At 69.2% G+C, this 25000-nt stretch carries 27 protein-coding genes, 1 tRNA gene and 1 pseudogene; 4 read left to right on the plus strand and 25 right to left on the minus strand.

Annotation, left to right across the window (positions count from 1 at the left end; translation table 11 throughout):
* Positions 1 to 566: 566 nt before the first annotated feature.
* From AB0H84_RS00005 to AB0H84_RS00020, 4 genes are all read right to left on the minus strand, one after another.
* The gene (locus AB0H84_RS00005; RefSeq protein WP_357595642.1) at positions 567 to 1058 is read right to left on the minus strand and encodes a hypothetical protein; all 492 of its coding nucleotides are present in this window, start codon (positions 1056 to 1058) and stop codon (positions 567 to 569) included.
* A gap of 2 nt (positions 1059 to 1060) precedes the next feature.
* Complete coding sequence (locus AB0H84_RS00010) at positions 1061 to 1561, minus strand: hypothetical protein (protein ID WP_357595644.1); 501 nt, start codon at positions 1559 to 1561, stop codon at positions 1061 to 1063.
* Between the two features lie 211 nt (positions 1562 to 1772).
* Positions 1773 to 2774, minus strand: coding sequence for an ABC transporter ATP-binding protein (locus AB0H84_RS00015; RefSeq protein WP_357595647.1), 1002 nt, complete (start codon positions 2772 to 2774; stop codon positions 1773 to 1775).
* 128 nt (positions 2775 to 2902) lie between these two features.
* Positions 2903 to 3469, minus strand: coding sequence for a TetR family transcriptional regulator (locus AB0H84_RS00020; protein ID WP_357595650.1), 567 nt, complete (start codon positions 3467 to 3469; stop codon positions 2903 to 2905).
* A gap of 88 nt (positions 3470 to 3557) precedes the next feature.
* Here AB0H84_RS00020 and AB0H84_RS00025 point away from each other — a divergent pair, with 88 nt between their 5' ends.
* A complete protein-coding gene (locus tag AB0H84_RS00025) occupies positions 3558 to 3953 on the plus strand; it encodes a nuclear transport factor 2 family protein (RefSeq protein ID WP_357595653.1) in 396 nt (131 codons plus the stop codon).
* 99 nt (positions 3954 to 4052) lie between these two features.
* On the opposite strand, the gene AB0H84_RS00030 is transcribed toward AB0H84_RS00025, so the two are convergent.
* The 9 genes from AB0H84_RS00030 to AB0H84_RS00070 form a co-directional block, all read right to left on the minus strand.
* Positions 4053 to 5978 carry a glycosyltransferase family 39 protein gene (locus AB0H84_RS00030; protein WP_357595656.1) on the minus strand — a complete coding sequence of 642 codons (1926 nt, stop codon included), beginning with the start codon at positions 5976 to 5978 and terminating at the stop codon, positions 4053 to 4055.
* Positions 5979 to 6134: 156 nt separating this feature from the next.
* Positions 6135 to 6527 carry a 50S ribosomal protein L7/L12 gene (rplL, locus tag AB0H84_RS00035; protein WP_357595659.1) on the minus strand — a complete coding sequence of 131 codons (393 nt, stop codon included), beginning with the start codon at positions 6525 to 6527 and terminating at the stop codon, positions 6135 to 6137.
* A gap of 72 nt (positions 6528 to 6599) precedes the next feature.
* Positions 6600 to 7124 carry a 50S ribosomal protein L10 gene (gene rplJ / locus AB0H84_RS00040; RefSeq protein WP_357595662.1) on the minus strand — a complete coding sequence of 175 codons (525 nt, stop codon included), beginning with the start codon at positions 7122 to 7124 and terminating at the stop codon, positions 6600 to 6602.
* A gap of 235 nt (positions 7125 to 7359) precedes the next feature.
* Positions 7360 to 8181, minus strand: a complete 822-nt coding sequence (locus tag AB0H84_RS00045; RefSeq protein ID WP_357595665.1) for an LppX_LprAFG lipoprotein — start codon at positions 8179 to 8181, stop codon at positions 7360 to 7362.
* Positions 8182 to 8380: 199 nt separating this feature from the next.
* Positions 8381 to 9100 (minus strand): 50S ribosomal protein L1, encoded by a 720-nt coding sequence (gene rplA / locus AB0H84_RS00050; protein WP_357595668.1) that lies wholly within the window; start codon positions 9098 to 9100, stop codon positions 8381 to 8383.
* Positions 9101 to 9165: 65 nt separating this feature from the next.
* Positions 9166 to 9597, minus strand: a complete 432-nt coding sequence (gene rplK, locus AB0H84_RS00055) for a 50S ribosomal protein L11 (protein WP_106244322.1) — start codon at positions 9595 to 9597, stop codon at positions 9166 to 9168.
* A 127-nt stretch (positions 9598 to 9724) separates the two neighbouring features.
* On the minus strand, positions 9725 to 10489 hold the full coding sequence (gene nusG, locus AB0H84_RS00060) for a transcription termination/antitermination protein NusG (RefSeq protein WP_357595670.1): 765 nt from the start codon (positions 10487 to 10489) through the stop codon (positions 9725 to 9727).
* 83 nt (positions 10490 to 10572) lie between these two features.
* Complete coding sequence (secE, locus tag AB0H84_RS00065) at positions 10573 to 10818, minus strand: preprotein translocase subunit SecE (RefSeq protein WP_344997633.1); 246 nt, start codon at positions 10816 to 10818, stop codon at positions 10573 to 10575.
* A gap of 79 nt (positions 10819 to 10897) precedes the next feature.
* Positions 10898 to 10970, minus strand: a tRNA-Trp gene (locus AB0H84_RS00070).
* A gap of 171 nt (positions 10971 to 11141) precedes the next feature.
* Here AB0H84_RS00070 and AB0H84_RS00075 point away from each other — a divergent pair.
* Entirely contained in the window at positions 11142 to 12350 is a 1209-nt protein-coding gene (locus tag AB0H84_RS00075; RefSeq protein WP_357595673.1) for a pyridoxal phosphate-dependent aminotransferase, read from the plus strand.
* Between the two features lie 78 nt (positions 12351 to 12428).
* Here the strand turns inward: AB0H84_RS00075 and AB0H84_RS00080 are convergent, their stop codons facing one another.
* From AB0H84_RS00080 to AB0H84_RS00095, 4 genes are read right to left on the minus strand one after another with little or no spacing between them, the layout of a single operon-like run.
* Positions 12429 to 12935: a hypothetical protein gene (locus tag AB0H84_RS00080; protein ID WP_357595676.1), complete on the minus strand. Its 507-nt coding sequence runs from the start codon at positions 12933 to 12935 to the stop codon at positions 12429 to 12431.
* Positions 12936 to 12966: 31 nt separating this feature from the next.
* Positions 12967 to 13497, minus strand: coding sequence for a hypothetical protein (locus AB0H84_RS00085; protein ID WP_357595679.1), 531 nt, complete (start codon positions 13495 to 13497; stop codon positions 12967 to 12969).
* 42 nt (positions 13498 to 13539) lie between these two features.
* Positions 13540 to 14454, minus strand: coding sequence for a PASTA domain-containing protein (locus AB0H84_RS00090; protein ID WP_357595682.1), 915 nt, complete (start codon positions 14452 to 14454; stop codon positions 13540 to 13542).
* Positions 14451 to 14951, minus strand: coding sequence for a SigE family RNA polymerase sigma factor (locus tag AB0H84_RS00095; protein ID WP_357595685.1), 501 nt, complete (start codon positions 14949 to 14951; stop codon positions 14451 to 14453). The genes AB0H84_RS00090 and AB0H84_RS00095 overlap by 4 nt, the downstream gene beginning before the upstream one ends.
* Positions 14952 to 15020: 69 nt before the next feature.
* Between AB0H84_RS00095 and AB0H84_RS00100 the strand changes: the two genes are divergently transcribed.
* A complete protein-coding gene (locus tag AB0H84_RS00100) occupies positions 15021 to 16043 on the plus strand; it encodes an adenosine deaminase (RefSeq protein ID WP_357595688.1) in 1023 nt (340 codons plus the stop codon).
* Here AB0H84_RS00100 and AB0H84_RS00105 read toward each other — a convergent pair.
* Positions 16032 to 17108 carry a hypothetical protein gene (locus AB0H84_RS00105; protein WP_357595691.1) on the minus strand — a complete coding sequence of 359 codons (1077 nt, stop codon included), beginning with the start codon at positions 17106 to 17108 and terminating at the stop codon, positions 16032 to 16034. The genes AB0H84_RS00100 and AB0H84_RS00105 overlap by 12 nt on opposite strands.
* On the minus strand, positions 17095 to 17634 hold the full coding sequence (locus AB0H84_RS00110) for an RNA polymerase sigma factor (protein WP_357595694.1): 540 nt from the start codon (positions 17632 to 17634) through the stop codon (positions 17095 to 17097). Before AB0H84_RS00110 ends, AB0H84_RS00105 begins: the two co-directional genes overlap by 14 nt.
* A 150-nt stretch (positions 17635 to 17784) precedes the next feature.
* Between AB0H84_RS00110 and AB0H84_RS00115 the strand changes: the two genes are divergently transcribed.
* On the plus strand, positions 17785 to 18504 hold the full coding sequence (locus tag AB0H84_RS00115; RefSeq protein ID WP_357595697.1) for a methyltransferase domain-containing protein: 720 nt from the start codon (positions 17785 to 17787) through the stop codon (positions 18502 to 18504).
* Here AB0H84_RS00115 and AB0H84_RS00120 read toward each other — a convergent pair.
* From AB0H84_RS00120 to AB0H84_RS00145, 6 genes and pseudogenes are all read right to left on the minus strand, one after another.
* Entirely contained in the window at positions 18497 to 19381 is an 885-nt protein-coding gene (locus tag AB0H84_RS00120) for a carbohydrate ABC transporter permease (RefSeq protein WP_357597867.1), read from the minus strand. The genes AB0H84_RS00115 and AB0H84_RS00120 overlap by 8 nt on opposite strands.
* Positions 19381 to 20265, minus strand: a complete 885-nt coding sequence (locus AB0H84_RS00125; protein ID WP_357595700.1) for a sugar ABC transporter permease — start codon at positions 20263 to 20265, stop codon at positions 19381 to 19383. Before AB0H84_RS00125 ends, AB0H84_RS00120 begins: the two co-directional genes overlap by 1 nt.
* Before the next feature lie 66 nt (positions 20266 to 20331).
* A complete protein-coding gene (locus AB0H84_RS00130) occupies positions 20332 to 21609 on the minus strand; it encodes an extracellular solute-binding protein (protein ID WP_357597870.1) in 1278 nt (425 codons plus the stop codon).
* A gap of 205 nt (positions 21610 to 21814) precedes the next feature.
* On the minus strand, positions 21815 to 23686 hold the full coding sequence (locus AB0H84_RS00135; RefSeq protein WP_357595703.1) for an acyl-CoA dehydrogenase family protein: 1872 nt from the start codon (positions 23684 to 23686) through the stop codon (positions 21815 to 21817).
* 66 nt (positions 23687 to 23752) lie between these two features.
* Positions 23753 to 24436, minus strand: a complete 684-nt coding sequence (locus AB0H84_RS00140) for an amino acid permease (protein ID WP_357595706.1) — start codon at positions 24434 to 24436, stop codon at positions 23753 to 23755.
* Positions 24423 to 24983, minus strand: a pseudogene (locus tag AB0H84_RS00145) (amino acid permease); the annotation flags it as partial. The pseudogene AB0H84_RS00145 and the gene AB0H84_RS00140, both read right to left, overlap by 14 nt.
* Positions 24984 to 25000 lie beyond the last annotated feature (17 nt).

A 25000-nucleotide genomic window follows, 5' to 3' on the forward strand; every position in this document is an offset into this window, starting at 1 on the left:
CCGAGCAGCCAGTCGAAAGACTCGGTCTGCAGGGCCAGAAGGTCAGGAACTTCGAGGGGCTCCTGGATGCGCGCGAAAGAGACGCGACGGGGACCAGCGGGTACGGCGGAGGCGTTGCGCGAGGCTGCCAACAGATGTCCTTCCGAGGGCTCGCGGCGGACTGACTACACGCACGCCAGACAACCTCGCAACGTGAGCAAGCGGAGCGGGTCGTCAAAGGGCAGCGCAAAGGGGCAGTGTAGCCGAACGGCACACGCCTGTCCACTTCGCTCTCGCTGCATGCTCCACGTTGGTCGCAGCATCGCCCGTTCAGGCGGAAACGTCAAGCCCACAACCCCGACTTTTAGCCGACTAGGGGGCCGGACGCTGGGTTTTCTCCCCTGTGTGACAGGTCGCCTACCGCCAGGCCCAAGACGATACCCGCGAACGGGGGCGGTTAACGCTCCGTCACACCGGGGGTCGAACCGATGCCGACAACCGGTGTAGCAGTGACTGAGGTACCCGTTCCCAAGGCTTCGCTAAACCCTTTTTTTGGTAACAATTGAAGGAAGCGGCGCGCTGAGGGGTCAAGCGGTACCGAGGAGGGTCGACATGTCGGCCACCAGCCAGCGCGAATCTTGCCGGACCATGACGAACCTGGCGCGGTTCTGGGTGAACTGTTGCTCAAGCCCGGTCTTGCCCGCGTCCTCCTTGACCGTACCCGTGTTCACGAAGAGCAGAACCTCTACCCGGTCGGGCTCGGCCCGCTCGACCCCGGCACCCGCCACGGTCACGGTCTGCACGATCTTCTGCGCCTTGGCCCTGGACACCAGGGACGTGGTGAGCTCCTTGTAGTGCTTGGTCAGCTCGCCGGTCGTGTGCGTGCCGGCCCGCGCCAGGTCCGCCTCCACCGTCCGGTAGTCGTACGAGAGCAGATCGGGCGCCACCTCCTTGGCCGCCGCCATCGCCTCCGCCCCGGCCGCGTCGGCCGCGCGCAGGTCGCGCAGGTTGAACCACATCGTCGGCACCAGCACGCCCGCCGCGACCACGAGGACGCCCAGCAGCACGATCGCGAACATCCTCACTTCACCTGCACCGCCTTCGACACCAGCCAGACGCCGCCGACCTTGGTCACCTCCATCGACCACCGGTAGTACCGCTCCTGCGGCGGGCTCTTGGAGCCGTCCCAGCGGATCTCCACATCGGCCACCACCAGCACCTTCGCCGTGGCGCCCGCCATGGAGACCAGCCCCGTCGCGCGGAGCACGCCGTGCTGGACCACCTTGTTCTGGACCGTGGTGGACTTGAGCCTGGACTCGTTGGCCTCGTACTCCGCCCTGGCCGTCCCGGTCGAGGTGTCGAGGATGCGCTTCACGTCGGCGTCGACGGTCTTGTAGTCGAGCGAGACCAGGTTCTTCGCGTGGGTCCCCGCGGCCAGGAGCGCTGCCTGCCTGTCGCCTGCCCTGCCCTGCTCCTCGCGCGCCTGCGCGGCGATCCACACGCCCGAGCCGACCAGCACCGCGAGCACTCCGCTGAGCGCGGCGATCAGGATGCGGGCGGGGCGGGCGGCAAGTCCTGCCACGTCTGCTCACCCCTCCCTCGGCCGGTCCGCCGGATCATAACGCGCTGTCCGGCCCTGGAGTCCCCGAATCAACCGAGGCGGTAGAGAACTCTGGGTGAATCGGTCAAGGCGCCCAGATATCGGCAAATGCCTTCAGACGGCCCTCAGAGGCCCGCTGAGCGTCCGGCGCGGCCTCGGAGGGGCGAAAGGCCGGACAGGGCACTCAAAAGGCTCAGCGGGTGCCGTGGAGGTACGCGTTGACGAGCCGGGGGTACTCCTCCAGCCAGTTACGACCGCGTTCGTCCACGAACGACCCCGGCGGCGGGATCACCCCGTTCGCCGCCAGCCACGTGCCCGGTGGCTGCTGGGAGCGGCGGATCCGGTTGCCGGTCGGCATGAGCTGCGGCGGGATCGGCGGCAGCACGCCGGGGTCGAGCCCCAGCTGAGCCTCGGCCTCCAGCTCGGAGAGGTCCTTCTCCTCCGACATCCCGATCGGGCCGTGCCTCCTGGCGTTGAGGAACTGCCGCACCACGGGCTCCTCGCTCGACAGCAGCATCTCGCGCGGGCCGAACATGACCAGCTCGCGCCTGAACAGCATCCCGATGCTGTCGGGGACCGTACGGGCGGTGTTGATGTCGTGCGTCACGATCAGGAATGTCGCCTCGATCTCCGCGTTGAGGTCGACGATGGTCTGGTTGAGCAGCGCGGTGCGCACCGGGTCGAGGCCGGAGTCGGGCTCGTCGAACAGGATGATCTCCGGATCCAGCACGAGCGCCCTGGCCAGCCCCGCACGCTTGCGCATGCCACCGGAGATCTCCCCGGGCAGCTTGGACTCGGAGCCGAGCAGGCCGACCAGCTCGACCTTCTCCATCACGATCTGACGGATCTGCGACTCGGACTTCTTGGTGTGCTCCCGCAGGGGGAAGGCGATGTTGTCGTAGAGGTTGAGCGAGCCGAAGAGCGCGCCGTCCTGGAAGAGCACGCCGAACAGCCGGCGCAGCTCGTACAGCTTGTTCTCGTTGCAGTTGGCCAGGTCGTAGCCGTCGATCCAGATGTGACCGCGATCAGGCCGCAGCAGGCCGACCAGCGTCTTGAGAAAGACCGACTTCCCGGTGCCGGAAGGGCCGAGCAGGACGGAGATCTCGCCCGCGGGCAGCGTGAGGGAGACGTCCTCCCAGATGACCTGCCGGCCGAACGACTTGGTCAACCCGTCGACCACGACTTCGACTCCCACTGGACACCTTCCGATCGCAGTGAGTATCCGCCGGATAACGTGACGTCCTCACCGTAATGGGGTTCGGCGGCATTGGAACCCGTTCCAATAACTTGTTACTGCGCGGTTATGAAACCGCTCGCCCGCGGTCAGCCCTCCGGGCCGCCGGTCAGCGCCCGCAGGCTGGGGCGCAGGAGCCGCGCGATCTCGTCCTGCGACACTTCGCGCAGCTCTTCGAGCTCCAGCAGCTGGTGGCCGACGGCGATGCCGAGCATGATCGTCGTCATCAGCGCCGCGCGCAGCCGCGCATCGTCCGCGGGAATGGCCTCCGCCAGCCGGTCGATCTGGCTCCCCAGCACCTGCCGCGCCGACGCGGCCGCCTCGGGGTGGGTGAGCATGGACCGCATCATCGCCAGCGAGCTCTGCGGCAGCGCGCCCATCTTCACGTTGAGGGTGCCGAGCAGCTCTTCGACGAGCTCCTCGGCGGTCAGCTCGCCGTCCCCGGCCGGCGTCACCCGTACGGCCTGCTGGAAGAGCTGCTGCTTGCTGCCGAAGTACTGCATCACGAGGGCGGGGTCGACCTCGGCCGCCTTGGCGACGGCCCTGATGGTGGTCCGCTCGAAGCCCAGCTCGGCGAAGAGCGCACGGGCGGCGTCCAGGATCTTTCCTTCGGTACGGCGCCGCCTCTCGGCCCGCGGAAGCACTCTCTCGCCCACGCCGCCGACTCTACACGCGTTGACCGAAGCTCGACTTTCGCTCTACGCTCGTTGAGTCAACACTCGTTGAGCGAAAGGGGATACTCCCATGTCCATCGAAGAGATCGTCACCGCCTATCACGCGGCCATGCTGCACAAGTCCGCCGACGAGCTGGCCGACCTCTACGCGGAGGACGGGCTGCACGAGTTCCCGTTCGGGGGGCTGGCGCCGTACAAGGGGAGGGAGGAGATCCGCGCGGGCTACCGCGCGTCGTGGGGCGCGACCGCGGCCGAGGTCCAGGAGGTGCGTCGCCTGGCGCTCCACCGGACGACGGATCCGGAGGTCGTGGTGGTGGAGCAGAACACATTTGTCGTGGTCGGCGACCAGCGGATCACCGTCCCCGGCCTGCTGGTGCTGCGGATCAGGGACGGCCGGATCGTCCACGCCAGGGACTACATGGACAGCAGCGCCGTCGCCCAGGTCCGAGCCGCCGCCGCTTCCTGATCTCCGCCGCGCCACCTTGCCCGGCGCCGGCTGCGGCCGGGTCATGGCCTCCGCCGTGACTGAGGCCATGCGTCCGGGCGGCAGGCGGAGAGGGGATGGTCAGGGTTGGCTGAGGTCGAAGATGGTCGTACCGCCGACGGTGGTGCCGGTGAACGTCTCCTGGACCCAGGCCGCGATCCGGGCCGCGTCGTCGCTGCCACCCGTGCTGCGACGGCCCCCGTCCATACCGGTGCCGATGAAGTAGTGGATCTTCTTCTCGGCGACGTACCGCTTGAACTGATCGAGCGTGGGCGCGGGATCGGTGCCGTTGAACCCGCCCACCGCCATCACCGGCTGACCACTGGCCAGCTGGTATCCGGCCGCGTTGTTGGAGCCCACCGTCGCCGCCGCCCACGTGTAGGCGGAGGCCCCGGTCTTCAGCAGCGCGGTCAGCTCGGCGGCCGGGGTCCCCGCGTTGAGCAGCCCGCCCATGCCCGCTCCGCCGCGCCCCATGCCACCGCCGCCGAACCCGCCGCCGTCCTGCCCCTGGGCACCGCCCTGCCCCTGCGCGCCGCCCGGCGGTTGCCGCAGCGCCTGGCCGCCTCCAGGCAGCCGGCGGAACCGCTGGCCGCCTCCCCCGCCGGGCTGCGGGAACCCGCCGCCGAAGCCGCCGGTGGAGGGCCCGGCGGTCGGGATCGCCCCGGCGTGCGGGGATGCGGCCGTGTCGACGGCATAGGCCGCCGGACCCGCCAGAGCCGCCAGGCACGCCACCGAGGCGACGGCCACCACGGCCAGGGTCCGGCGCGTGAACGGCATCGCCAGCGCCGCCCCCAGCCCCGCCACCAGCACGACCACGCCCAGCCAGGGGTTCCAGTCCGCGCTGCGCGACAGCAGCACGTACGACCACACCGCCGTCCCCGCCGTCACCATGGCCGCGAGCCGGAGCGACCGCCGCTCCCAGAGCAGGGCCGCTCCCATGCCCACCAGCACCGCGATGGCCGGCGCCAGCGCCACGGTGTAGTACGCGTGGAAGATCCCCTGCATCAGGCTGAAGACCAGCCCGGTCACGACCAGCCAGCTCCCCCACACCCAGAAGGCCGCACGGACCGGATCGACCCGCGGCGCCCGCCGGGTGAGCCAGGTGGCCGCGGCCAGGAGCGCCAGCGCCGCCGGGAGCAGCCACGAGATCTGCCCGCCCGCCTCGGTGTCGAACAGCCGCAGCCATCCGGCCTGCTGGTTGAGATTGCCCAGCCCGCCGTAGTCGGCGCCGTTGAGCCGCCCGATCCCGTTGTAGCCGAGCGCCAGCTCCAGCACGCTGTTGGTCTGCGAGCCCCCGATGTACGGCCGCTCCGACGCGGGCACCAGCGCCACCGCCAGGAGCCACCACCCGGCCGAGACCACCATGGCGGCACCGGCCAGCAGCAACTGCCACGCCCGCCGCCGGAGCGCCACCGGCGCGGTGATCAGGTAGACCAGCGCGAAACCAGGCAGGACCAGGAACGCCTGCAGCATCTTCGCCAGGAACGCGAACCCGATCGCGCTCCCCGCCAGCACCAGCCACCGGGTGGCCCCGCGTTCCTGCGCCCGCACCACGCAGTACCCGGCGGCCGTCAGCAGCAGGACGAGCAGCGCGTCGGGGTTGTTGAACCTGAACATCAACACGGCCACCGGAGTGAGCGCCATCACGGCCCCGGCCAGCACCCCGGCCCAGACGGTGAACAACCTGCGCACCGACGCGTACACCAGCGCCACCGCACCGACGCCCATGAGCGCCTGGGGAATGAGCATGGCCCAGGAGTTGAGCCCGAACAGCCGCACGCTGAGCACCATCGGCCACAAGGAGGCCGGGGTCTTGTCGACGGTGATGGCGTTGGCGGCGTCGGAGGATCCGAAGAAGAACGCCTTCCAGCTCTGGCTGCCCGCCTGTACGGCCGCCGCGTAGAAGGAGTTGGCCCATCCGGAGGCGCCCAGGCCCCAGACGTAGAGCACCGCGGTGCCTATGAGGAGGGCGGCCGGCGCCCATCGAGACTTGGCTTCGCTAACCACACCTCGCACGCTAGGCAGGCTGGTTGGCAAGGCGATGAGACGAACATGAGAACCTCCTGAGCCCGCGCGCAGGCCCCGGAAACGCGAAAAGAGGCGGCACACCCGGCACCAGGGTGTATCCGCCTCTTCCCGAAGAGCTACGCGTGAAGGGGAAAGTTACTTCACGGTCACGGTGGCGCCGGCGCCCTCGAGGGCAGCCTTGGCCTTCTCCGCCTGCTCCTTGTTGACCTTGCCGTCGAAGACGGGCTTGGGAGCGCCGTCCACCAGGTCCTTGGCCTCCTTGAGGCCCAGGGACGTGAGGGCGCGGATCTCCTTGATGACCTGGATCTTCTTGTCGCCGGCGGCCTCGAGGATGACGTCGAACTCGTCCTGCTCCTCAACGGCGGCGGCCTCGCCACCACCAGCGGCGGCGGGGGCGGCGGCAACCGCGACGGGGGCGGCGGCCTTGACGTCGAAGACCTCTTCGAACTGCTTCACGAACTCGGACAGCTCGAGGAGGGTCATCTCCTTGAACGTGTCGAGCAGCTCTTCGGTGCTGAGCTTCGCCATGATCTTTTCCTTACGTTTAGGACTTGCAGAAAACTAGGAACGGGACCGCGGTGTGCTGCGGCAACCCCCGTGTTACTCGCCCGCCTCTTCGCGCTTCGCGCGGAGGGCGTCGGCCAGCTGAGCCATCTGCGTGGGCAGCGCGGCGAACATAGCGGCAGCTGCGCTCTGCTTCGCCTTGAGCGCGCCAGCAAGCTTCGCGAGGAGGACCTCGCGGGACTCGAGGTCGGCGAGCTTGGTGATCTCGGTGGCGTCGAGCGTCTTGCCCTCGAGGACACCGCCCTTGATCACCAGAAGGGGATTGGCCTTGGCGAAGTCACGCAGACCCTTGGCCGCCTCGACGACGTCGCCCTTGACGAAGGCGACGGCGGTCGGGCCGAGCAGCAGGTCGTCCAGACCCGTCACGCCTGCCTGGTTGGCGGCGATCTTGGTCAGGGTGTTCTTCGCCACGGCGAACTTCGCATTCTCACCGAGAGAGGTGCGCAGCTCCTTGAGCTGCGCAACGGTGAGACCGCGGTACTCGGTCAGAACGGCGGCGCTGCTGCCTTCGAACTCGCTCTTGAGCTCGGCAACCGCTGTCGCCTTATCCGCCCTCGCCATGGGCCTCCTTCCAGATGTGCCACCGGCGAAGGCCCAGAAATGAGAACAGCCCCGGCGCAGGGCGCACGGGGCTCACACATGGATCAGACCATATGGGAAACTCGCATCACACCTGCGCAGGCCGTCCACATGGCGTGGATCCTTCGGTCGCCAGGCATTTGAGGCACCTGACGACGACCGGCGGTCTTCGGCAACGACCAGAGTACGTGCTGGCCGCCGAGTTTCCAAATCGCTCTCAGTTGGTCGTGCCCTTGGGCAGCTCTCCCACCTGGTCGGCGGGCGGGGCCTGGATCGTGACCGGCTCGTTGAAGCCCTTGAAGAGCAGGGTGGCGTCGAGCGTGGCGCCTTCCTTGGAGCCGTTCAGGACGAGCTTGCGCGGCAGGCCGTCGGCGGCCACCCAGATGTCGAACTTGACGTCCTTGAGCTCGGCCAGGTTCGTACGAGCCTGCTCCTGCTTGTCGGCGGGCAGCAGCTGCACGGCCGCGTCGACCGGGAACGTGCCGCTGTAGTGCGTGGTGTCCTCGCCGTTGACGCTCTCGTTGCCGGCCGACTTGACGTCCTTGGAGGCCGTGACCAGCTTGGTCACGTTGCCGAGGTCGAACTGCTGGATCTGGCTCAGGTACTGGTTCACCTGGCCGGAGTCGCCCATCTCGCTGAGCGGCACCTTGATCCACGGCTTGGTGGCGCCGAGGAGGTCCTTGAGCGCCTCGACCTTGACGTAGACGGTGTCGCCCTGCAGCACGGCGCGTACGCCGCCCGGCAGGCTCTTCCCGCCCATGTCCACGGTGTCCAGGGTGAGGTCCACGGCGAGCTGGGGCTTGCTCTGGTAGAGCATGCGCCCCTGCACCTTGCCGGTGCCCTCCTGAGGCTGCGTGAGGTTGACGACGGCGTCGACGGTGTAGCTGGAGACCTCTGCGGTCTTCTGCGCCGCCTGCGCGAGCACCTCTGAGGCGGCCAGGTTGACCTGGATGGGCTGTGCGTTCGTTCCACAACCGGCAACCGCCGCCACGACGAGCGCGGCTCCGGCCGCGGTGAGACTTAGCGTGCGCTTCAGCATGTCTTGACCCTACTTTTAGGTTTCGCCGCTGTAGCGACTTCCCCGCACAATTAGGGGAAAACCCAGGGTTATCCCCCACACACTTCACACATTCCCTTAACAACCCGGCTCGACGCCGCGGAAGCCCAGGACACGACGGCACAGAAAAAAGCCCCGCCCGGGAACCGGGCGGGGCTTCTCGCAGATGCGCCGAGAGAGGTCAGGCCTCGAGCTCAGCGGTGAGGCCGCGGGTGACGTTGGGGTCGACCGGGACACCCGGGCCCATCGTCGTGGAGAACGTGACCTTCTTCAGGTAACGCCCCTTGGCCGCGGACGGCTTGAGACGCAGCACCTCGTCAAGGGCGGCGGCGTAGTTCTCGATGAGCTGGCGATCGTCGAACGACGTCTTGCCGATGATGAAGTGCAGGTTGGCCTGGCGGTCGGTGCGGAACTCGATCTTGCCGCCCTTGATCTCCGTCACGGCCTTGGCGACGTCGGGCGTCACCGTGCCTGTCTTGGGGTTGGGCATGAGACCGCGCGGACCGAGCACGCGGCCCAGGCGACCCACCTTGCCCATCAGGTCGGGCGTGGCCACCACGGCGTCGAACTCGTTGAGCCGGTTGCCCTTGGAGATGTCGTCGATCAGCTCGTCGGCGCCGACGATGTCGGCGCCCGCCTCGCGGGCTGCCTCGGCACGCTCACCGGTCGCGAAGACCAGGACCCGGGCGGTCTTGCCGGTGCCGTGCGGGAGGTTGACCGTGCCGCGCACGATCTGGTCGGCCTTGCGAGGGTCGACGCCCAGCCGCAGCGCGACCTCCACGGTGGCGTCGAACTTGGTGGTCGACGTCTCCTTGGCCAGCTTCGCGGCCTCGACGGGCGAGTAGAGCTTGTCGCGGTCGACCTTGGCGGCCGCGTCCTTGTGCGCCTTGCTGCGCTTCATTGCTTTTGACTCCTGAGTGGTACGGCGAGCCCGCGCGAACGGGCCCTCCCACGGATGCGAAGAACTTAGTCGGCGACGGTGATGCCCATCGACCGGGCGGTGCCGGCGATGATCTTCTCGGCCGCCTCGATGTCGTTGGCGTTGAGGTCGGGCATCTTCGTCTCGGCGATGCTGCGCAGCTGCTCGCGGCTGAGCTTGCCCACCTTGTCGCGGTGCGGGACCGCGCTGCCCTTGTCGAGACCGAGGGCCTTCTTGATCAGCTCCGGCGCCGGCGGCGTCTTCGTGATGAAGGTGAAGCTGCGGTCCTCGAAAATGGTGATCTCAACGGGGATGATGTTGCCCCGCTGGGCCTCCGTCGCAGCGTTGTACTGCTTGACGAAGTCCATGATGTTGACGCCGTGGGGACCGAGCGCGGTACCCACCGGCGGCGCCGGGGTGGCCTGGCCAGCGGGGAGCTGGACCTTCACCAACGCGGCGATCTTCTTCTTCGGAGGCATTTGTCCTTCTCCGGGTCCTGATTGCGATGCCTGTCATGGGCCGCGGATTGCGGCCCTGACATGTCGGAGGCCGCCCAGCCAAGAAGCGACAGGCGGCCGACCGAACGTCTAAGTGTATGTGATCGTCTTAGATCTTCGAGACCTGGTTGAACGAGAGCTCGACCGGAGTCTCGCGACCGAAGATCGAGACGAGCACCTTGAGCTTCTGCGACTCGGGGCTGATCTCACTCACCGAGGCGGGCAGCGTCGCGAACGGGCCGTCCATGACCGTGACGGACTCGCCGATCTCGAACTCGACCGCCGGGCCCGTGGCGGTCTTGGCCGCGGCCTTCTTGGTCTCCTCGGTCGGCTCGGGCGCCAGCAGCTTGGCGACCTCGTCGAGGCTGAGCGGGCTCGGCTTGTTGGACAGGCCGACGAAGCCGGTCACGCCGGGCGTGTTACGCACGGCGGCCCAGGACTCGTCGGTGAGCTCCATGCGCACCAGCACGTAGCCGGGCAGCACGCGCTCCTTGACCGGCACCTTCTTGCCGCTCTTGAACTCCTGGACGGTGTGCGTCGGCACCTCGACCTGGTAGATGTAGTCCTCCATGTTGAGCGAGACGTTGCGGCTCTCGATGTTGGACTTCACGCGGTTCTCGTAACCGGCGTAGGAGTGAATGACGTACCACTCGCCGGGAAGGCCGCGCAGCGAGCTCTTGAACTCCTCGACGGGGTCGACGTCGGGAAGAACCTCACCGTCTTCGACGGCGGAAGCCTCGGCGTCGGCTGCCTCGTCGCTCTCCGCGACCTCGGCCTCCTGGAGCGCCGACTCGGCGGCCTCCTCAGTGGCCTCTTCCAGCTCGTCGCCCCACTCCTCGCGGGACTCGTCCGCCGGAACTGAAGGATCGGACACGGTGACTCTTCCTCTTTCGTCTCTTCGCGATTCGGCTCGTATCGAATGGCGATCCCGTCAAGCGACAATGGCTGACGGCTGGATCAGCCGCCGCCGAAGACCTTGAGGATCACCCATCCCAGAGCGGTGTCAAACCCGTACACGATCCCGACCATGATCAGAACGAATACCAGGACGACCGTGGTATAGGTGATGAGGTCCTTGCGTGTCGGCCAGATGACCTTGCGAAGCTCGTTGACGACCTGCCGGTAGAAAAGGGCAGGTGAAGTGCGTGTCTTCTTCTCGCCACTCGGCTTGCCTGCGGTCTCGCCGCGCGTGTCGATCGCCACAGTCCTCACCCGAAATCTGTCGTATCCAACGCAGTTTTGCGGCGCGCTTACACGCCCATTATTGCGCGGACCGCACTCGCAGGGCACGAGGGACTCGAACCCCCAACCGCCGGTTTTGGAGACCGGTGCGCTACCAATTGCGCCAGTGCCCTATGTCGTTAGACCAGACTACCCTGATCGACCCACTGCCCGGACCGAACCGCTCGCCGACATGCTGTGCGGAAGGACCAGCCGAAAGCATACGGGTGATTGCGCGGCACGTCGAACCGAATACCGATCGCCCAGGTCACGACCGCGCAACGGTCGCGTGGGAGCATGGACACATGTCCACCCGACCTCGTATTTCCGCAAGAATCTCCGCGATTTCCGAGTCCGCCACGCTCGCCGTGGACGCCAAGGCCAAGGCGATGAAGGCGGCGGGCCGTCCCGTCATCGGCTTCGGCGCGGGCGAGCCCGACTTCCCGACGCCCGGCTACATCGTCGAGGCGGCGATCCAGGCGGCGCGCGAGCCCCGCTTCCACAAGTACACCCCGGCGGGCGGCCTGCCCGAGCTCAAGCAGGCCATCGCCGACAAGACGCGGCGCGACTCCGGGTACGCGGTCGAGGCGTCGCAGGTGCTGGTCACCAACGGCGGCAAGCAGGCGGTCTACGAGGTGTTCGCGACGTTGCTCGACCCGGGCGACGAGGTCCTGGTCGTGGCCCCGTACTGGACCACCTACCCCGAGGCGATCAAGCTGGCCGGCGGGGTGCAGGTCGACGTCGTGGCCGACGAGTCCACCGGCTACCTGGCGAGCGTCGAGCAGCTCGAGGCCGCGCGCACCGAGCGCACCAAGGTCCTGCTGTTCGTCTCGCCCTCCAACCCGACGGGCGCCGTCTACTCCCGCGAGGAGACGGAGGCCATCGGCCGCTGGGCCGCCGAGCACGGCCTCTGGGTGGTCACCGACGAGATCTACGAGCACCTCGTGTACGGCGGCGCCGAGTTCACCAGCATCGCCACGGCCGTCCCCGAACTGGCCGACCGGGTCGTGATCCTCAACGGCGTGGCCAAGACGTACGCGATGACCGGCTGGCGCGTGGGCTGGCTGATCGGCCCGTCCGACGTGGTCAAGGCCGCCACCAACCTGCAGTCCCACGCCACCTCCAACGTCTCGAACGTCTCCCAGATGGCCGCGCTGGCCGCCGTGTCCGGCGACCTGTCGGCGGTGGCGGAGATGCGTACGGCGTTCGACCGGCGCCGCCAGACGATCGTCAGGATGCTCAACGAGATCCCGGGCGTGTTCTGCCCGGAGCCGAAGGGGGCGTTCTACGCGTATCCCTCGGTCAAGGAGCTGATCGGCAAGGAGCTGCGTGGCAGGCGGCCGGGGTCGTCGGGCGAGCTGGCCGAGCTGATCCTCGAGGAGGCCGAGGTGGCGGTGGTGCCGGGCGAGGCGTTCGGCACGCCTGGTTACTTCCGGCTGTCGTACGCGCTGGGCGACGACGACCTGGTGGAGGGCGTCAGCCGCATGGGCAAGCTCCTGTCGGAGGCCCGCTGAGGCCCGCGGCCGTCAGGGGGCGGGGCTGAGGGCGTCAGGGGGCGGGGCTGAGGGCGTCAGGGGGCGGGGCTGAGGGCGTCAGGGCGCGGGGCTGAGGGCGACCCTGGCGGCGATCCGCCTGATCTCGCCTGTCAGGCCGGGCGTCGCGCCGATGTAGACCGCGGTGCCCGGCCGCTCCAGCCACATGAAGTTACGCAGGCCGGTACGCGTGGTCCAGCGCAGCGCCGGCCTGCCCTTGTAGACCGTCAGGGTCGACCTGGCGACCAGCGTGGCGAACTGCTCGGCCGTCCGCACCCCGCAGACGACGCCGACGTACAGCTCCTCGTCGTTCTCCCGCCAGATCAGGCCGTCGACGTCCAGCCGCCGGGTGAGCGACTCCAGGCGGGCGAACGATCCCCTCCTGGTCAGCCCCTCCCGCATGGCGGGCAGCCGCACGTCGGTCGGCCCGCAGGCCAGCGTGTGGCCCTCGTGCGTCACAGGCGTGGGCGGCGGTTTGGCGTGGGACCCGGGCTCGGAGACGGGCGGGTCGCCGCTGCCGCACCCCGCCAGCGCGAACACGAGGAGCACCGCTGCCAGACGCCGCATCGGACCCCCCAAGAAACGCACGGAAAGGCTCCTAGTCTCCTACAGGACCTCTGGCGGAAGCGGCAATCGCGACCAGTTCGCGGCCGAGCGACTCGCTGACCCGGACCCACGCGCCGGTGCCCGCGCGTTCCAGCCAGACGATCGCCAGGCCACCTCCCGGATGCCTGCCCGCCACGGCGGGCCTGCCGCGCACGATGGTGGCGCGGGCGTCCGCGACCTGGCCGCGGTAACTCGCCCAGTCGGGTACGGGCTCGATCCTGGCCTCCACGAACCGGTCGCCCGAGCCGAACCTGGCCCACGCCCCCGCCGCCCCGATCGCTCCCCCGCCGCTGCGCGTCAGCCCGGCGGGCAGGTAGGTGAGCCAGAAATCGTGGGACACCACGGCGAGACCGGCCTCCGGCGGGGTCCGCACGGGGACGGCGGCGGCCACGGCGGCGGGCCGCGGGCGCCCGAAGCCCGAGGAGAAGAGCAGGTAGATGATGCCGGCCGCCACCCCGAACGCCAGCGCCGCGAGCACCGCACGCCGCCCCTCCCCGATGCCGCCGGGAGCCACAGGGATCATGCATCGTTGATCCCCCGTTCGGCCCCGTCCGTACCACCGGGTTCAGCTGATCGCCCGGATGCCCCTCGCGATCTTCTTCAACTCGCCATGGACACGGTTGCCGATCGACATCTCGTACGCGGGGCTGACGCGCAGCTTGACGGCCAGGTCGTCGCGGAGCTTCCAGGCCATCGTGAGCGTGCTCTTGTCCGTGAAGAACGGTACGACCTCACCCGCTTCGCTGAGATTGGCCAGTCGCGCCTCATTGCCGTTGACGTCCACGATCTCGGCCCCCTTCCTGGGGAAATCGGCGTAGATCTTCTTGACGGCCTCGCCCTCGTACACGATCACCTCGACCGAGTAGTGCATCCGCTGGTCATCCGACGGCTTCTCGAAGCTCGTCGAGTAGCTGTGCACGCCGAACTGGTCCTTGCTCGACAACTTGCCCCATCGGAACCCGTCCGGCAGATAGCTCAGGCGGATGCCGCCGAACTCCCGCCCGTCGCCCAGGTCGCCCAGGTCCTGCGGCGACGTGGCGGGCGACTCGACGAAGAGGGTGGCACGTGTGCCCGGGGCCACTTCCCGGCCCGCGGCCGGCTCCTGCTTCCGAACCAGGTAGCCGTCGAATCCCTCGCGTCTCTTCAGCGGGGAATAGTCGATGTCCAGGCCGGCATCGCGCAATGTCCGCTCCGCCTCCGCCGCGGTCTTGCCCGTCACGTCGGGCACGGTCACGCTCGCCTGCACCACGACCCGGTCCGAGCCGCTCGCGGGGTTCGCGGTGACGGCGGGCTCCGAGGAGTTCAGCGTCACCGGCACGGTCACCGCGAGCGCCGCCGTGGCGAGCGCGGCGCCCGCCACGCGGAACCGGGCCACGCGGGAGCGGTGCCGGCGCCGTACGGACCTGCCCAGATCCGGCGGGGCCTGCACGTCGGCGACGTGCGCCTCCATGGCCTCCGCGAGGTCTTCTTCGATCATCATCCGATCACTTCCTTGGCGAGATTCAGGTTTTCGCGGATCCTGGCGAGCCCCCGTGCAGCCTGGCTCTTCACGGTTCCGACCGAGCAGCCGAGCAGGGCCGCGGTGCTCTCCTCGCTCTGGTCCTCCCAGTAGCGCAGGACGAGGACGGCCCTCATCCGTGGCGGCAGCCTGCGCAGCTCTTGCATGAGCGTGTCGCGCAGGTCGAGGTCGGGAGAGTCGGCGGCGGTCTCCGGCGGCCGGGCGAAGGTGATCTCCTGGACGATCCTGCGCCGCCGCGCCCGGCTGATCGCCGCGTTGATGACGACCTTCCTGGCGTACGCCTCGGGGTTGTCGCCCCTGATCCGCGGCCAGTGCCGGTAGACCTTCTCCAGCGCGTGCTGGACCAGGTCCTCGGCGTCATGCCTCGTCGCTCCGCACACCAGGATCGCGGTACGCAGCAGCGACGTGCTCCGAGCGGCGAGAAACTCGTCGAACGCCGCTTCCTCGTCATCTGTCATGAGTGAGGGTCCCCTTTCGCCCTCCCCAACGCGCGAGCCCCGCCCCGGGTTGAGTGGCAAGATATGCAAATGGCAAGGCCCCTGATCGCGCTACCCAAGGCCCACCTTCACCTGCACTTCACCGGATCGATGCGGCATTCCACGCTGATCGAGCTGGCCAGGGACCAGGGGCTGCACCTGCCCGACGCGCTGGAGGTGGACTGGCCGCCCAAGTTGCGGGCCACCGACGAGCGCGGGTGGTTCAGGTTCCAGCGGCTGTACGACATCGCCAGGTCCGTGCTGACCCGGCCCGAGCATGTCTACCGGCTGCTGCGCGAGACGGCCGAGGACGAGGCGGCGGCCGGGTCGCGGTGGCTGGAGATCCAGGTGGACCCGTCGGGGTACGCGCAGCGCTTCGGCGGGCTGACGGCCACGCTCGAGCTGACGCTGGACGCGGCGCGCCAGGCGGCCGAGCACGCGGGGATCGGGATCGCGGTGATCGTGGCGGCCAACAGGACCCGCCATCCGCTCGACGCCAACACCCTGGCCAGGCTCGCCACCCAGTACGTCGGCAAGGGCGTGGTGGGGTTCGGGCTCTCCAACGACGAGCGGCGGGGCGCGGCCAGGGACTTCGAGCGGGCGTTCCGGATCGCCAAGCGCGGCGGGCTGCTGGCCCTGCCGCACGGCGGCGAGCTGCTGGGGCCGCGGAGCGTGGCGCAGTGCGTGGACGACCTGGGAGCCGACCGCGTCGGGCACGGCGTGCGGGCGGCGGAGGACGAGTGGCTGATGGAGCGGCTGGCCGACCGGCAGATCTGCTGCGAGGTCTGCCCCACCTCCAACGTCGGCCTTGGGGTGGCCGAGGAACCCGCCGACGTGCCGGTGCGGCGGCTGTTCGACGCGGGGGTGCCGCTCGCTCTGGGGTCCGACGACCCGCTGCTCTTCGGCGCGCGGCTGTTGCGGCAGTACGAGCTGGCTCGGGAGGTCTACGGCTTCAGCGACGCGGAGCTGGCCGAGCTGGCCCGCCAGTCCATCCGGTCGTCCGCGGCCCCCGATCCGGTACGCAAGGAGCTGCTCAAGGGCGTGGACGACTGGCTGACGGGCTCACCGGAGTGACGTGGCGATGCGGATGGCCTCTTCCTTGGTTTTGAGGCCCTCCAGGCGGTAGTTCACCGCGTGCTGCTGCCAGATGAGGGTGGGCCCGGCCTGGCGCAGGGGGACCTCGGTGCCGTCCTGGCGCAGGATGTAGCCGAGGGGGTGCTTTCCCGGGACCCACCAGGCTTCGTACGGGCCCACCTTGGCGTAGTCGGGCCACGGTGGGCCGAGCTTCTTGAAGAACACCGGGTCCAGGCTGCCGTCGAACTGGTCGAGCCGGACGCCGTTCGGCCAGAACATCGACACGACCCTGCCGTTGTCGGCGACCGTGACGCTCTTGGGGTCGCCGAGCGCCTTCACCGTCTTGACCTGGAACTTCACCTGGCCCCTGGCCTGGTCCGGCGGCACGGTGTGCTCGCCCGGCATGGGCGCCGTGGTGGTGACCGGCGGCGGGATGGTCTCGCCGATCCGGAGCTCGATCCCGGCGAAACGCAGGATCCGCACCACGGCCGCCCTGCCCTGGGGGGTGGCCGCCGTGATGGCGACGACGACGAGGACGACGGCCGTGATGATCTTCCACCTCGCCCGCCGGCCACGTCGTGCCGGAGGCCGCCGCCCGTCGTCCCGCCGACCCGGCGCCGGGGGGTGCGGCCGGAGGGCGTCATGCGCGGGATCGGGACCTTCACCAGGCTCGCCGCCCTCACCGGCATCGCCGCCGGCGCGCCCGCCGCCGACAGGAGGCACGGCGCCAGTCGGAGGCGGGGCGCCGGTCGAAGGCACGGCGCCGCTGCGCAGCGCGCCATCAACGGTGGACGTGCCGTCAGCGGGTGAAGGCGCGGCGGCGTCCGTGGGCGCGGCGTCTGGCGGAGCAGCACCCGTCGACGGAGCGCGGCCCGTCGGCAGGGTGGCGTCTGTGGGGGCAGTGGCCCCCGTGGGTGGGGAGTCGGAGGCGTCGTGGGCCTCCGCCTCGAGGCGGGCGCGGACGGAGGCGGCCACGTCGGCAGGCGGTGGGCTGGGGACGTCCAGGAGGTCCCCGAGCGCCAGGAGCTCGGCCTCCAGGTCGTCGAAAGGCTCACGCGAGTTCATTGCCCACCTCCTCCCTGAGCCGGGCCAGCCCCCGATGCGTACTGGACTTGACGGTGCCGACGGGCCAGTCGAGCACCTGCGCCGTCTCCGCCTCGCTCAGCTGTAAGAAGTACCGGCACACGACGGCCTGGCGTTCCCGATCGGGCAGTCGCCGTACCGCCTCCAGCAGGCGGGAGCGCCGGTCGGTGGCCACCGCCGCGCCCTCCGGGTCGTCGGGCGCGGCCACGGACGCCGTGGCGCCCAGCCGCAGCGTCAGCTCGGAGCGGCGGCCCCGCGACCGGGTCAGGTTGTGGGTCTCGTTGGCCACGATCCGCAGCAGCCACGGGCGGAAGGGCGCGTCCCTGCGGAAACTCGCCAGGTGCCGGAACGCCTTGACGAACGCCTCCTGCACGACGTCCTCGGCTTCGTCCCCCGCCCCGAGCATGGAAGCGGTACGGTGGGCGAGCGCGCTGTAGCGGGCGACCAGCGCCTCATAGGCGGCTAGGTCACCGGCGAGCGAGCGCTCGATCGCCTCGTCGTCGTCCATGGCGAGTCAGATTCCACCCCATCCGGGGCCCCTTGCGGAAGGGTCTTTCGCGCATCAGGTGAACCTCACCGGTGATCGGGGCATTAGACTCGGGCAATCCATGAGCTCCCTCGAAGGAACTGGACAATGTCTTCTGGGTATGACCGTGTAGTGCAACCGGCCGCCGGTGACGAGGCCTTGGAGAACCACCTGGGTGGCGACGAGGCCAAGAACTATCGGCAGTACGAGTTCGACATGGTCGCCCCGCATGTCGGCCGTTCGATGCTGGAGATCGGCTCGGGCCTCGGCCACTTCGCGGAGCAGTTCCTGCCACGCCTCGACAGGCTCGTCGTGAGCGACTTCGACCCCTACTGCGTCGAGCAGCTGGAGAAGCGCTTCGCGGACCGCGACGACATCAGCGTCCTGCAGTTCGGCCTGCCCACCGAGATCCCGCTCGAGGACAAGGTCGACACCGTCGTCATGATGAACGTCCTGGAGCACATCGAGGACGACGCGGAGGCGCTGCGCTCCCTGGCCCGCGTCACGCTGCCGGGCGGGCGGATCATCATCTGGGTGCCCGGCTACATGCAGCTCTACGGAGACTTCGACCGCAAGGTCGGCCACGTCCAGCGCTACACGCCCAAGACCCTGGGTGCCACGGTCGCCAGGGCGGGCCTCGACATCGAGGTGCTCAAGCCGATCAACTTCCTGGGCGGCATCGCCTGGTGGGCGGCCGTGCGCCGGGGCGGCGTCGGCTACCCCGACCCGCGCCTGGTCAAGATCTACGACCGCACGGTGGTCCCGACGACCCGCTTCATCGAGCGGTTCATCAGGCCACCGTTCGGCCAGACCGTCTTCTGCGTGGCGCGGGTCCCCAAGCCGCTCACTTGATGGAGCCGGCCGTCAGGCCGCCGACCACCTTCCGCTCGATCAGCGCGAAGAGGATGATCACGGGGACGGTGGCGATCACCGAGCCGGCGAAGAGGTTCTGCCAGTCGACCTGATACTGGCCGATGAACGAGTTGAGAGCCACCGTGAGCGGCTGGTTCTCCGGCGTCGTGGTCAGCGTCAGCGCGACCACGAACTCGTTCCACGCGGCGATGAACGTGAAGATCAGCGCGGTGATGACGCCGGGCATGGCCAGCGGCAGCGTGATCCGGAAGAGCGCGCCGAACCGCCCGTTCCCGTCGATGAAGGCGGCCTCCTCCAGCTCGCGCGGGATCGAGGCGAAGTACGCGTTCAGGATCCACACCGCGAAGGCCAGGTTGAACCCGGCGTTGACCAGGATCAGCGACCAGACCGAGTCCACCAGCCCGAACTGGTAAAACTCGCGGTAGATGCCGACCAGCATGGCCGTGGGCTGGAACATCTGGGTGATCAGCACCAGGATCAGGAACGCCGTACGCCCTCTGAAGTGATGCCTGGCCGAGTAGTACGCGGCGGGCAGCGCCACCAGCAGCACCAGCAGCGTGGAGCCGCCCGCGACCTTGAGCGTCACCCACAGGTTCCCCGCCAGGCCGCTGGTCCAGAAGTTGGCGAGGTTGGACCAGACCCACTCCTTGGGCCAGAACGTCACCTCACGCAGGGAGTCCTGGGCGCGCAGCGAGGTGAGCAGCATCACCACGTACGGGAACAGGAAGATCAGTGCGATGACGTACGCGGTCGCCGCGACGAACACCGTTTTGAGACGCGGCATCCTGCGCGGCGCGACCGGCCTGACGTGCTGGTGCGATGTGGTGGCTGCCGGGTGCGCGGTGTCCACGGCCATCACGCCACCTCCTTGTTCCAGCGTGAGACCTTGAGGAAGATCGCGGTCAGGATGATCACCATGCCGAAGTTGACCACGGACATGGCCGCCGACTCGCCGATGTTCGACCCCTTGAGGATGAACATGAGGATCGTCGAGGTGGCGGTGGAGTAGCCCGGCTGGCCGTGGGTCATGGCCCAGATGATCGGGAAGCTGTTGAAGACGTTCATGACGTTGATGAGGGCCGCCACGGTGAGCGCGGGGCGCAGCAGCGGCAGCGTGATCGACCAGTACGTACGGAACCGTCCGGCTCCGTCCATCTTGGCCGCCTCATAGACGTCGGCGGGGATCGTCGCCAGCCCGGCCAGCAGCGCGTACGTGGTGAACGGCACCGACACGAAGACCGCCACGAACACCAGCCACGGCATCGCGGTGGAGGCGTCGCCGAGCTGGTCGGCCGAGGCCCCGCCCATCGCGTCGATCAGCCCCAGCTTCAGCCGGATCTGGTTGATCACGCCGACCTCGGGGTCGAGCATCCACTTGAAGATGATCGCCGTCATCAGCACGGACGCGGCCCACGGCGCGATCAGCGCCCACCGGGCCACCTTGCGCAGCGGGAAGCGCTGGTTGAACAGCTGGGCGAGGGCCAGCGAGACCAGCACGGTGAGCGCGACGACCGCGACCACCCAGATCACGCTGCGGACCATGATGTCGGCGAAGTCCTTCTCGCCGAAGAGCTTGTCGTAGTTGGCGAGCCCGTTGCTTCCCTGGACCACCCCGAACCGGCTGATCTTGAGGAATGACGACCGGATCATCTCGATCACAGGCCAGAGCACGACCAGCGCGATCAGCACCACGGCGGGCCCGACCCACGCGAGTGGCTCGAGGACGCGCAACCTTCTCATGAGCAACCTTCCAAGACGGTGCGGCCGGCACCGGGAGGGGCGCCGGCCGCACAGGCCCCCGATCGATCAGCCGGCCGATTCGGCGGTCTTCTGGAGCTCACCGAGGACCTTGGCCGGGTCGTCCTTGACGGCCCCGCCGATGGTCTGCTTGATCGCCGGGTTCACCTCGGCCCACTTGGGGTCCTGGAAGGGGTAGAAGCTGGCGTTCGGCAGCGCGTCGAGGAACGGCTTGAGCTTCTCGTCGCTCTCCAGCTTCTTGATGCCGCCGTTGGTGACGGGCAGCAGCTTGTAGGTGTCGGAGATCTTCGTCGCGGCATCGCCGGTGTAGAAGAAGTCGAAGAACTTCTTGATCTCGGCGGCGTGGCCGTTCTTGTTGAACGCCATGATCCAGTCCATGACGCCGAGCGTGGTGTCGAGCGGGCCCGCCTTGCCGGGGATGGGCGCGACGCCGTAGTTCTTCAGCCCGGCCGCGTCGAAGATCGGGATGGACATGGGGCCGCCGTTCACCATGCCGACCTTGCCCGCGCCGAAGTCCTCCCAGACCGTCTTACGGTCCTTGGTGCCCGGGTTGGGGGTGGTCAGGCCGGCGTCGACCAGGCCCTTCATGTACGTGAACGTCTCGACGTTCTGCGGCGAGTTGATCGCCCACTTGCCGGAGGCGTCCTTGTAGCCGCCGCCGTTGCCGAGCATCCACAGGAACGACTCGCCCTGGGCCTCCTCCTGGCCCAGCGGCAGGCCGAACGGCTGCGTGACGCCGGCCTTCTTCAGCTTCTCGGCGTCGGCCTTGAGCTCGTCCCACGTCTTCGGCGGCTCGGCGATGCCGGCCTTGGCGAACAGGTCCTTGTTGTAGAACAGGGCGCGGGCGGAGGAGACGAACGGGATGCCGTACGCGGTGCCGTCGACCTTGCCGAACTCGGCGAACTTCTGCAGCATGTCGCCGGAGACGTTCGGCGACAGCACCTCGTCCACCTTGTAGAGCAGCCCGTCCTTGACGAAGCCGGAGTAGTCGCCGGTCTGCAGGATGTCGGGCACCTGGCCGTTCTGGACCATGGTGGCGACCTGCTTGTCGATGTCGTTCCAGTTGATGACCTGGACGTCGACCTTGATGTTCGGGTTGGCCTTGGTGAACTCGTCGGTGACGCCCTTCCAGAACGTCTCGCCGGAGTTCGGCTTGCCGGGGCCGTCGCCGTAGTCGGCGGCGACCATCTTCAGCGTGACCTGCCCGCCGCCCGACGCCTTGTCGTCGACACCGGAACCGCCCGAGCCGCCGGAGCCGCCCGATCCGCAGCCGGCCAGGACCAGCGTCGTGGCAAGGCCGAGAGCGGCGCCGCCCACAAGCTTCATGTTCACTGGAGATACCGCCTTCTCGTCGGGCGGGTCGCTGGTCCGTACCAGCCGGCGACCCCGCCCTGGGGATTTGGCGCGCGAGCACGCGGCCCGACGCGTTTGCGCCAGCGTAAGCCTGGCTCGCGGAGCCGGTCTATACCGGCTCGTATCGGTTTGAAAACATCAGGGACCCAGAAACCTCACAACCGGTCTAGACCGGGCGTCAGAGGATCTTTCTCCGCACGCTCTCCCCGCCCTCCGGCGTGCCGATCCACGGGCCCTCGATGGACGGGTCCAGGATGCCCTCCTCGAGGAAGCTGTAACGGCCTTCGAGCACGTACTCGGCCAGCCGCACGTCGCCCGCGTCGGTGTTGTCCCAGAGCCGGTCGAACAGCGACTCCACGCGCTGTCTTGCCTGGTGGCAGAAGGTGTCGGCCAGCTCGTACGGCCGGCGGCCCAGGTCCGCGGAGTCCTCCTCCGCCTTGACGCAGGCGGCCGTCATGGCGAACAGCTCGGCCCCGATGTCCACGATCCGGCCGAGGAACGACTGCTTGTGCTCCAGCCTGCCCTGCCAGCGGGACATGCCGTAGAAGGTGGACCTGGCCAGCTTCCTGCTGGTCCGCTCCACGAAGCGCAGGTGCTGGGCCAGCGGGCCGAAGTCGCCGTACGACGTGGGCAGGTTGCCGGTGCCGGCCACCAGCGTGGGCAGCCACCTGGCGTAGAAGCGGCTGGCCCTGCGCAGGGCCTGGGCGCGCTCCTGGCGCGACGCCTCCGGGTTGACCAGCTCCCCCGCGGCCGAGAGGTGCGCGTCCACCGCCTCGCGCGTGATCATCAGGCGCATGATCTCCGAGGAGCCCTCGAAGATGCGGTTGATGCGGGAGTCGCGCAGCATCTGCTCGGCGGGCACGCCGCGCTCGCCGCGCGCCACGAGCGACTCGGCGGTCTCGTAGCCGCGCCCGCCCCTCATCTGGACCACCTCGTCGAGCGCCCGGTACGACATCTCCGACGCATAGAGCTTGGCCAGCGCCGCCTCGATCCTGATGTCATTGCGCTGGTCGTCGGCCAGGCGGCTGGTGAGCTCGCTGACGGCTTCGAGCGCGTAGGCGGTGGCCGCGATGAAGGAGATCTTCGTGGCCACGGCCTCGTGCCGGCCGACCTTGCGCCCCCACTGCACGCGCTCGTTGCCCCACTCACGGGCGATCTTGACGGCCCACTTGGCGTTGCCCGCGCAGGTGGCCGGGAGCGACAGGCGGCCGGTGTTGAGCGTGGTGAGGGCGATCTTCAGCCCCTGGCCCTCGCGCCCGATCAGGTTCTTGGCGGGCACCCTGACCTGGTTGAACTCGGTGACCCCGTTCTCGATCCCGCGCAACCCCATGAAGGCGTTGCGCCGCTTGACCGTGATGCCGGGAGAGTCGGCCTCGACCACGAACGCACTGATCCTCGTGCCGGTCCTGGCCATGACCACGAGCAGCTCGGCGACGACGCCGTTCGTCGTCCACAGCTTGACGCCGTCGATCACGTAGTCGTCGCCGTCGCGGACCGCGGTGGTGGACAGGCGGGCCGGGTCGGAGCCGACGTCGGGCTCGGTCAGCAGGAAGGCGGAGATCTCGCCCCGCGCGCACCTCGGCAGGAACTCCCGCTTCTGCTCCTCGGTGCCGAACAGCTTGAGCGGCTGCGGCACCCCGATCGACTGGTGCGCCGACAGCAGCGTGGCGAGCGCCGGGCAGTACGAGCCGACCAGCATGAGCGCGCGGCAGTAGTACAGGTAGGGAAGGCCGAGCCCGCCGTACTCCTCGCCGATCGTGATCCCGAACGCGCCGAGCGCTGCCAGGCCCTTCACCACCTCGTCGGACACCTGGGCGGTCCGCTCGATGAGCGCCGGATCGACGTCCGCGTCGAGGTAGCGCCGTACCGCCCTGACGAACTCCTCGCCTCGCTTGGCCGCCTCGTCGGACAGGGACGGCACGGGGTACACCAGGTCCAGCCGGAAGTCGCCGAGGAAGAGCTGCTTGGCGAAGCTGGGCCGCGTCCACTCCTTCTCGCGGGCCTGCTCGCCGACCTCTCTGGACTCCGCGTACTTGGCGTGCTCGGTCATGGCACCTCCCGACGATGCGCCGTCTGTGCTATGAGTACTGCCCCGCCTGACAGCGTCCTGCGCTGTTCATAGCCGGAATTTGTACGAACGGCGAGCATTCGCTTTCAGCGCCCCGAGCGCCACCACGGCCAGCGCGGCGGGCAGCACGAGATAGACCCCGCAGAACGCGAGCGCCACGAGCGACAGCCCGGCGCCCACGACGGCGGTGCTCCTGTGCCGCCCGGCGGGCAGCATCCGCACGGCCGCCGCCACGCCCGCGAGCGTGACGGCGGCCAGGCACGCCGAGGTGGCCCGCATGAGCAGGTCGAGATCCACCGCCCACACCAGCACGGGCACGCTCAGCACGGCGAGCAGCCCCAGGCTCCGGTACGGCGTCATGCCCGGCGACCCGCCCCTGGCGAACCAGCCCGGCAGCGCCCCGTCCCTGGCCAGGGCGGCGCCCAGCCGAGCGGCCCCGGCGATGTAGGTGTTGACGGCCCCGAAGGTCAGCAGCACCGCCACCACCCCGGTGACCGGCCGCGCCGCCGGGCCGATGCCGATCTCCAGCATGGCGGTGAGCGGCACGCCGGGCATGCGGGCGCCGAGCACGCCCACGGAGACGACGGAGACGCCCATGTACAGCAGGGCGATCACGACGAGGGTCACCACGGTGGCCCTGACCAGGCCGTTCTTGCCTCCGGCGAACTCCGCGGACAGATGCGCTGGCCGCCTCCCAGCCGACGAAGGCGAACATGAGCACGCCGACCGCACTGACCACGCCCGCGGCGCCGTACGGGGCGAAAGGGGTGAAGGCGGCCGGGTCGGCGTGCGGCGCGGCGGTGATCACGGCCGTCGCCAGCAGCGCGACGAGCAGGGCGACGAAGCCGATCTGCAGCCGCCCCGAGGTCCGCAGCCCGGCGGCGTTGGCGGCGAAGGCCGCGGCCAGGACCAGGCAGGCGACCAGGGTGGCGTTCAGGCCCAGGGTGGCCTCGACGTACCGGCCGCCGATCAGCGCGCCCGCGACGGTGCCGATGGGGACGGCCCCGTAGAACCACCAGCCGACCACGGCGGCGGCGTGCCGGCCGAACGCCAGCCCGGCGAAGCTCGCCACTCCGCCGCCGTCGGGGTACCTGGCGCCGAGCGTGGCGAAGGTGAGCGCGACGGGCACGCTGAGCGCCAGCAGCCCCGCCCAGGCCAGCACGGACGCCGGCCCCGCGGCGGAGGCGGCGAGGTGCGGCAGCACCAGCATCCCCGGCCCCAGCACCGCCCCCACCAGCAGCGCCGTGCCCTGCCCCGCTCCAATGCGATGTTCCGTCATAAGGGCGAAATTAGCCC

This window comes from Nonomuraea sp. NPDC050786, from assembly GCF_040654115.1.
Taxonomy (GTDB): domain Bacteria; phylum Actinomycetota; class Actinomycetes; order Streptosporangiales; family Streptosporangiaceae; genus Nonomuraea.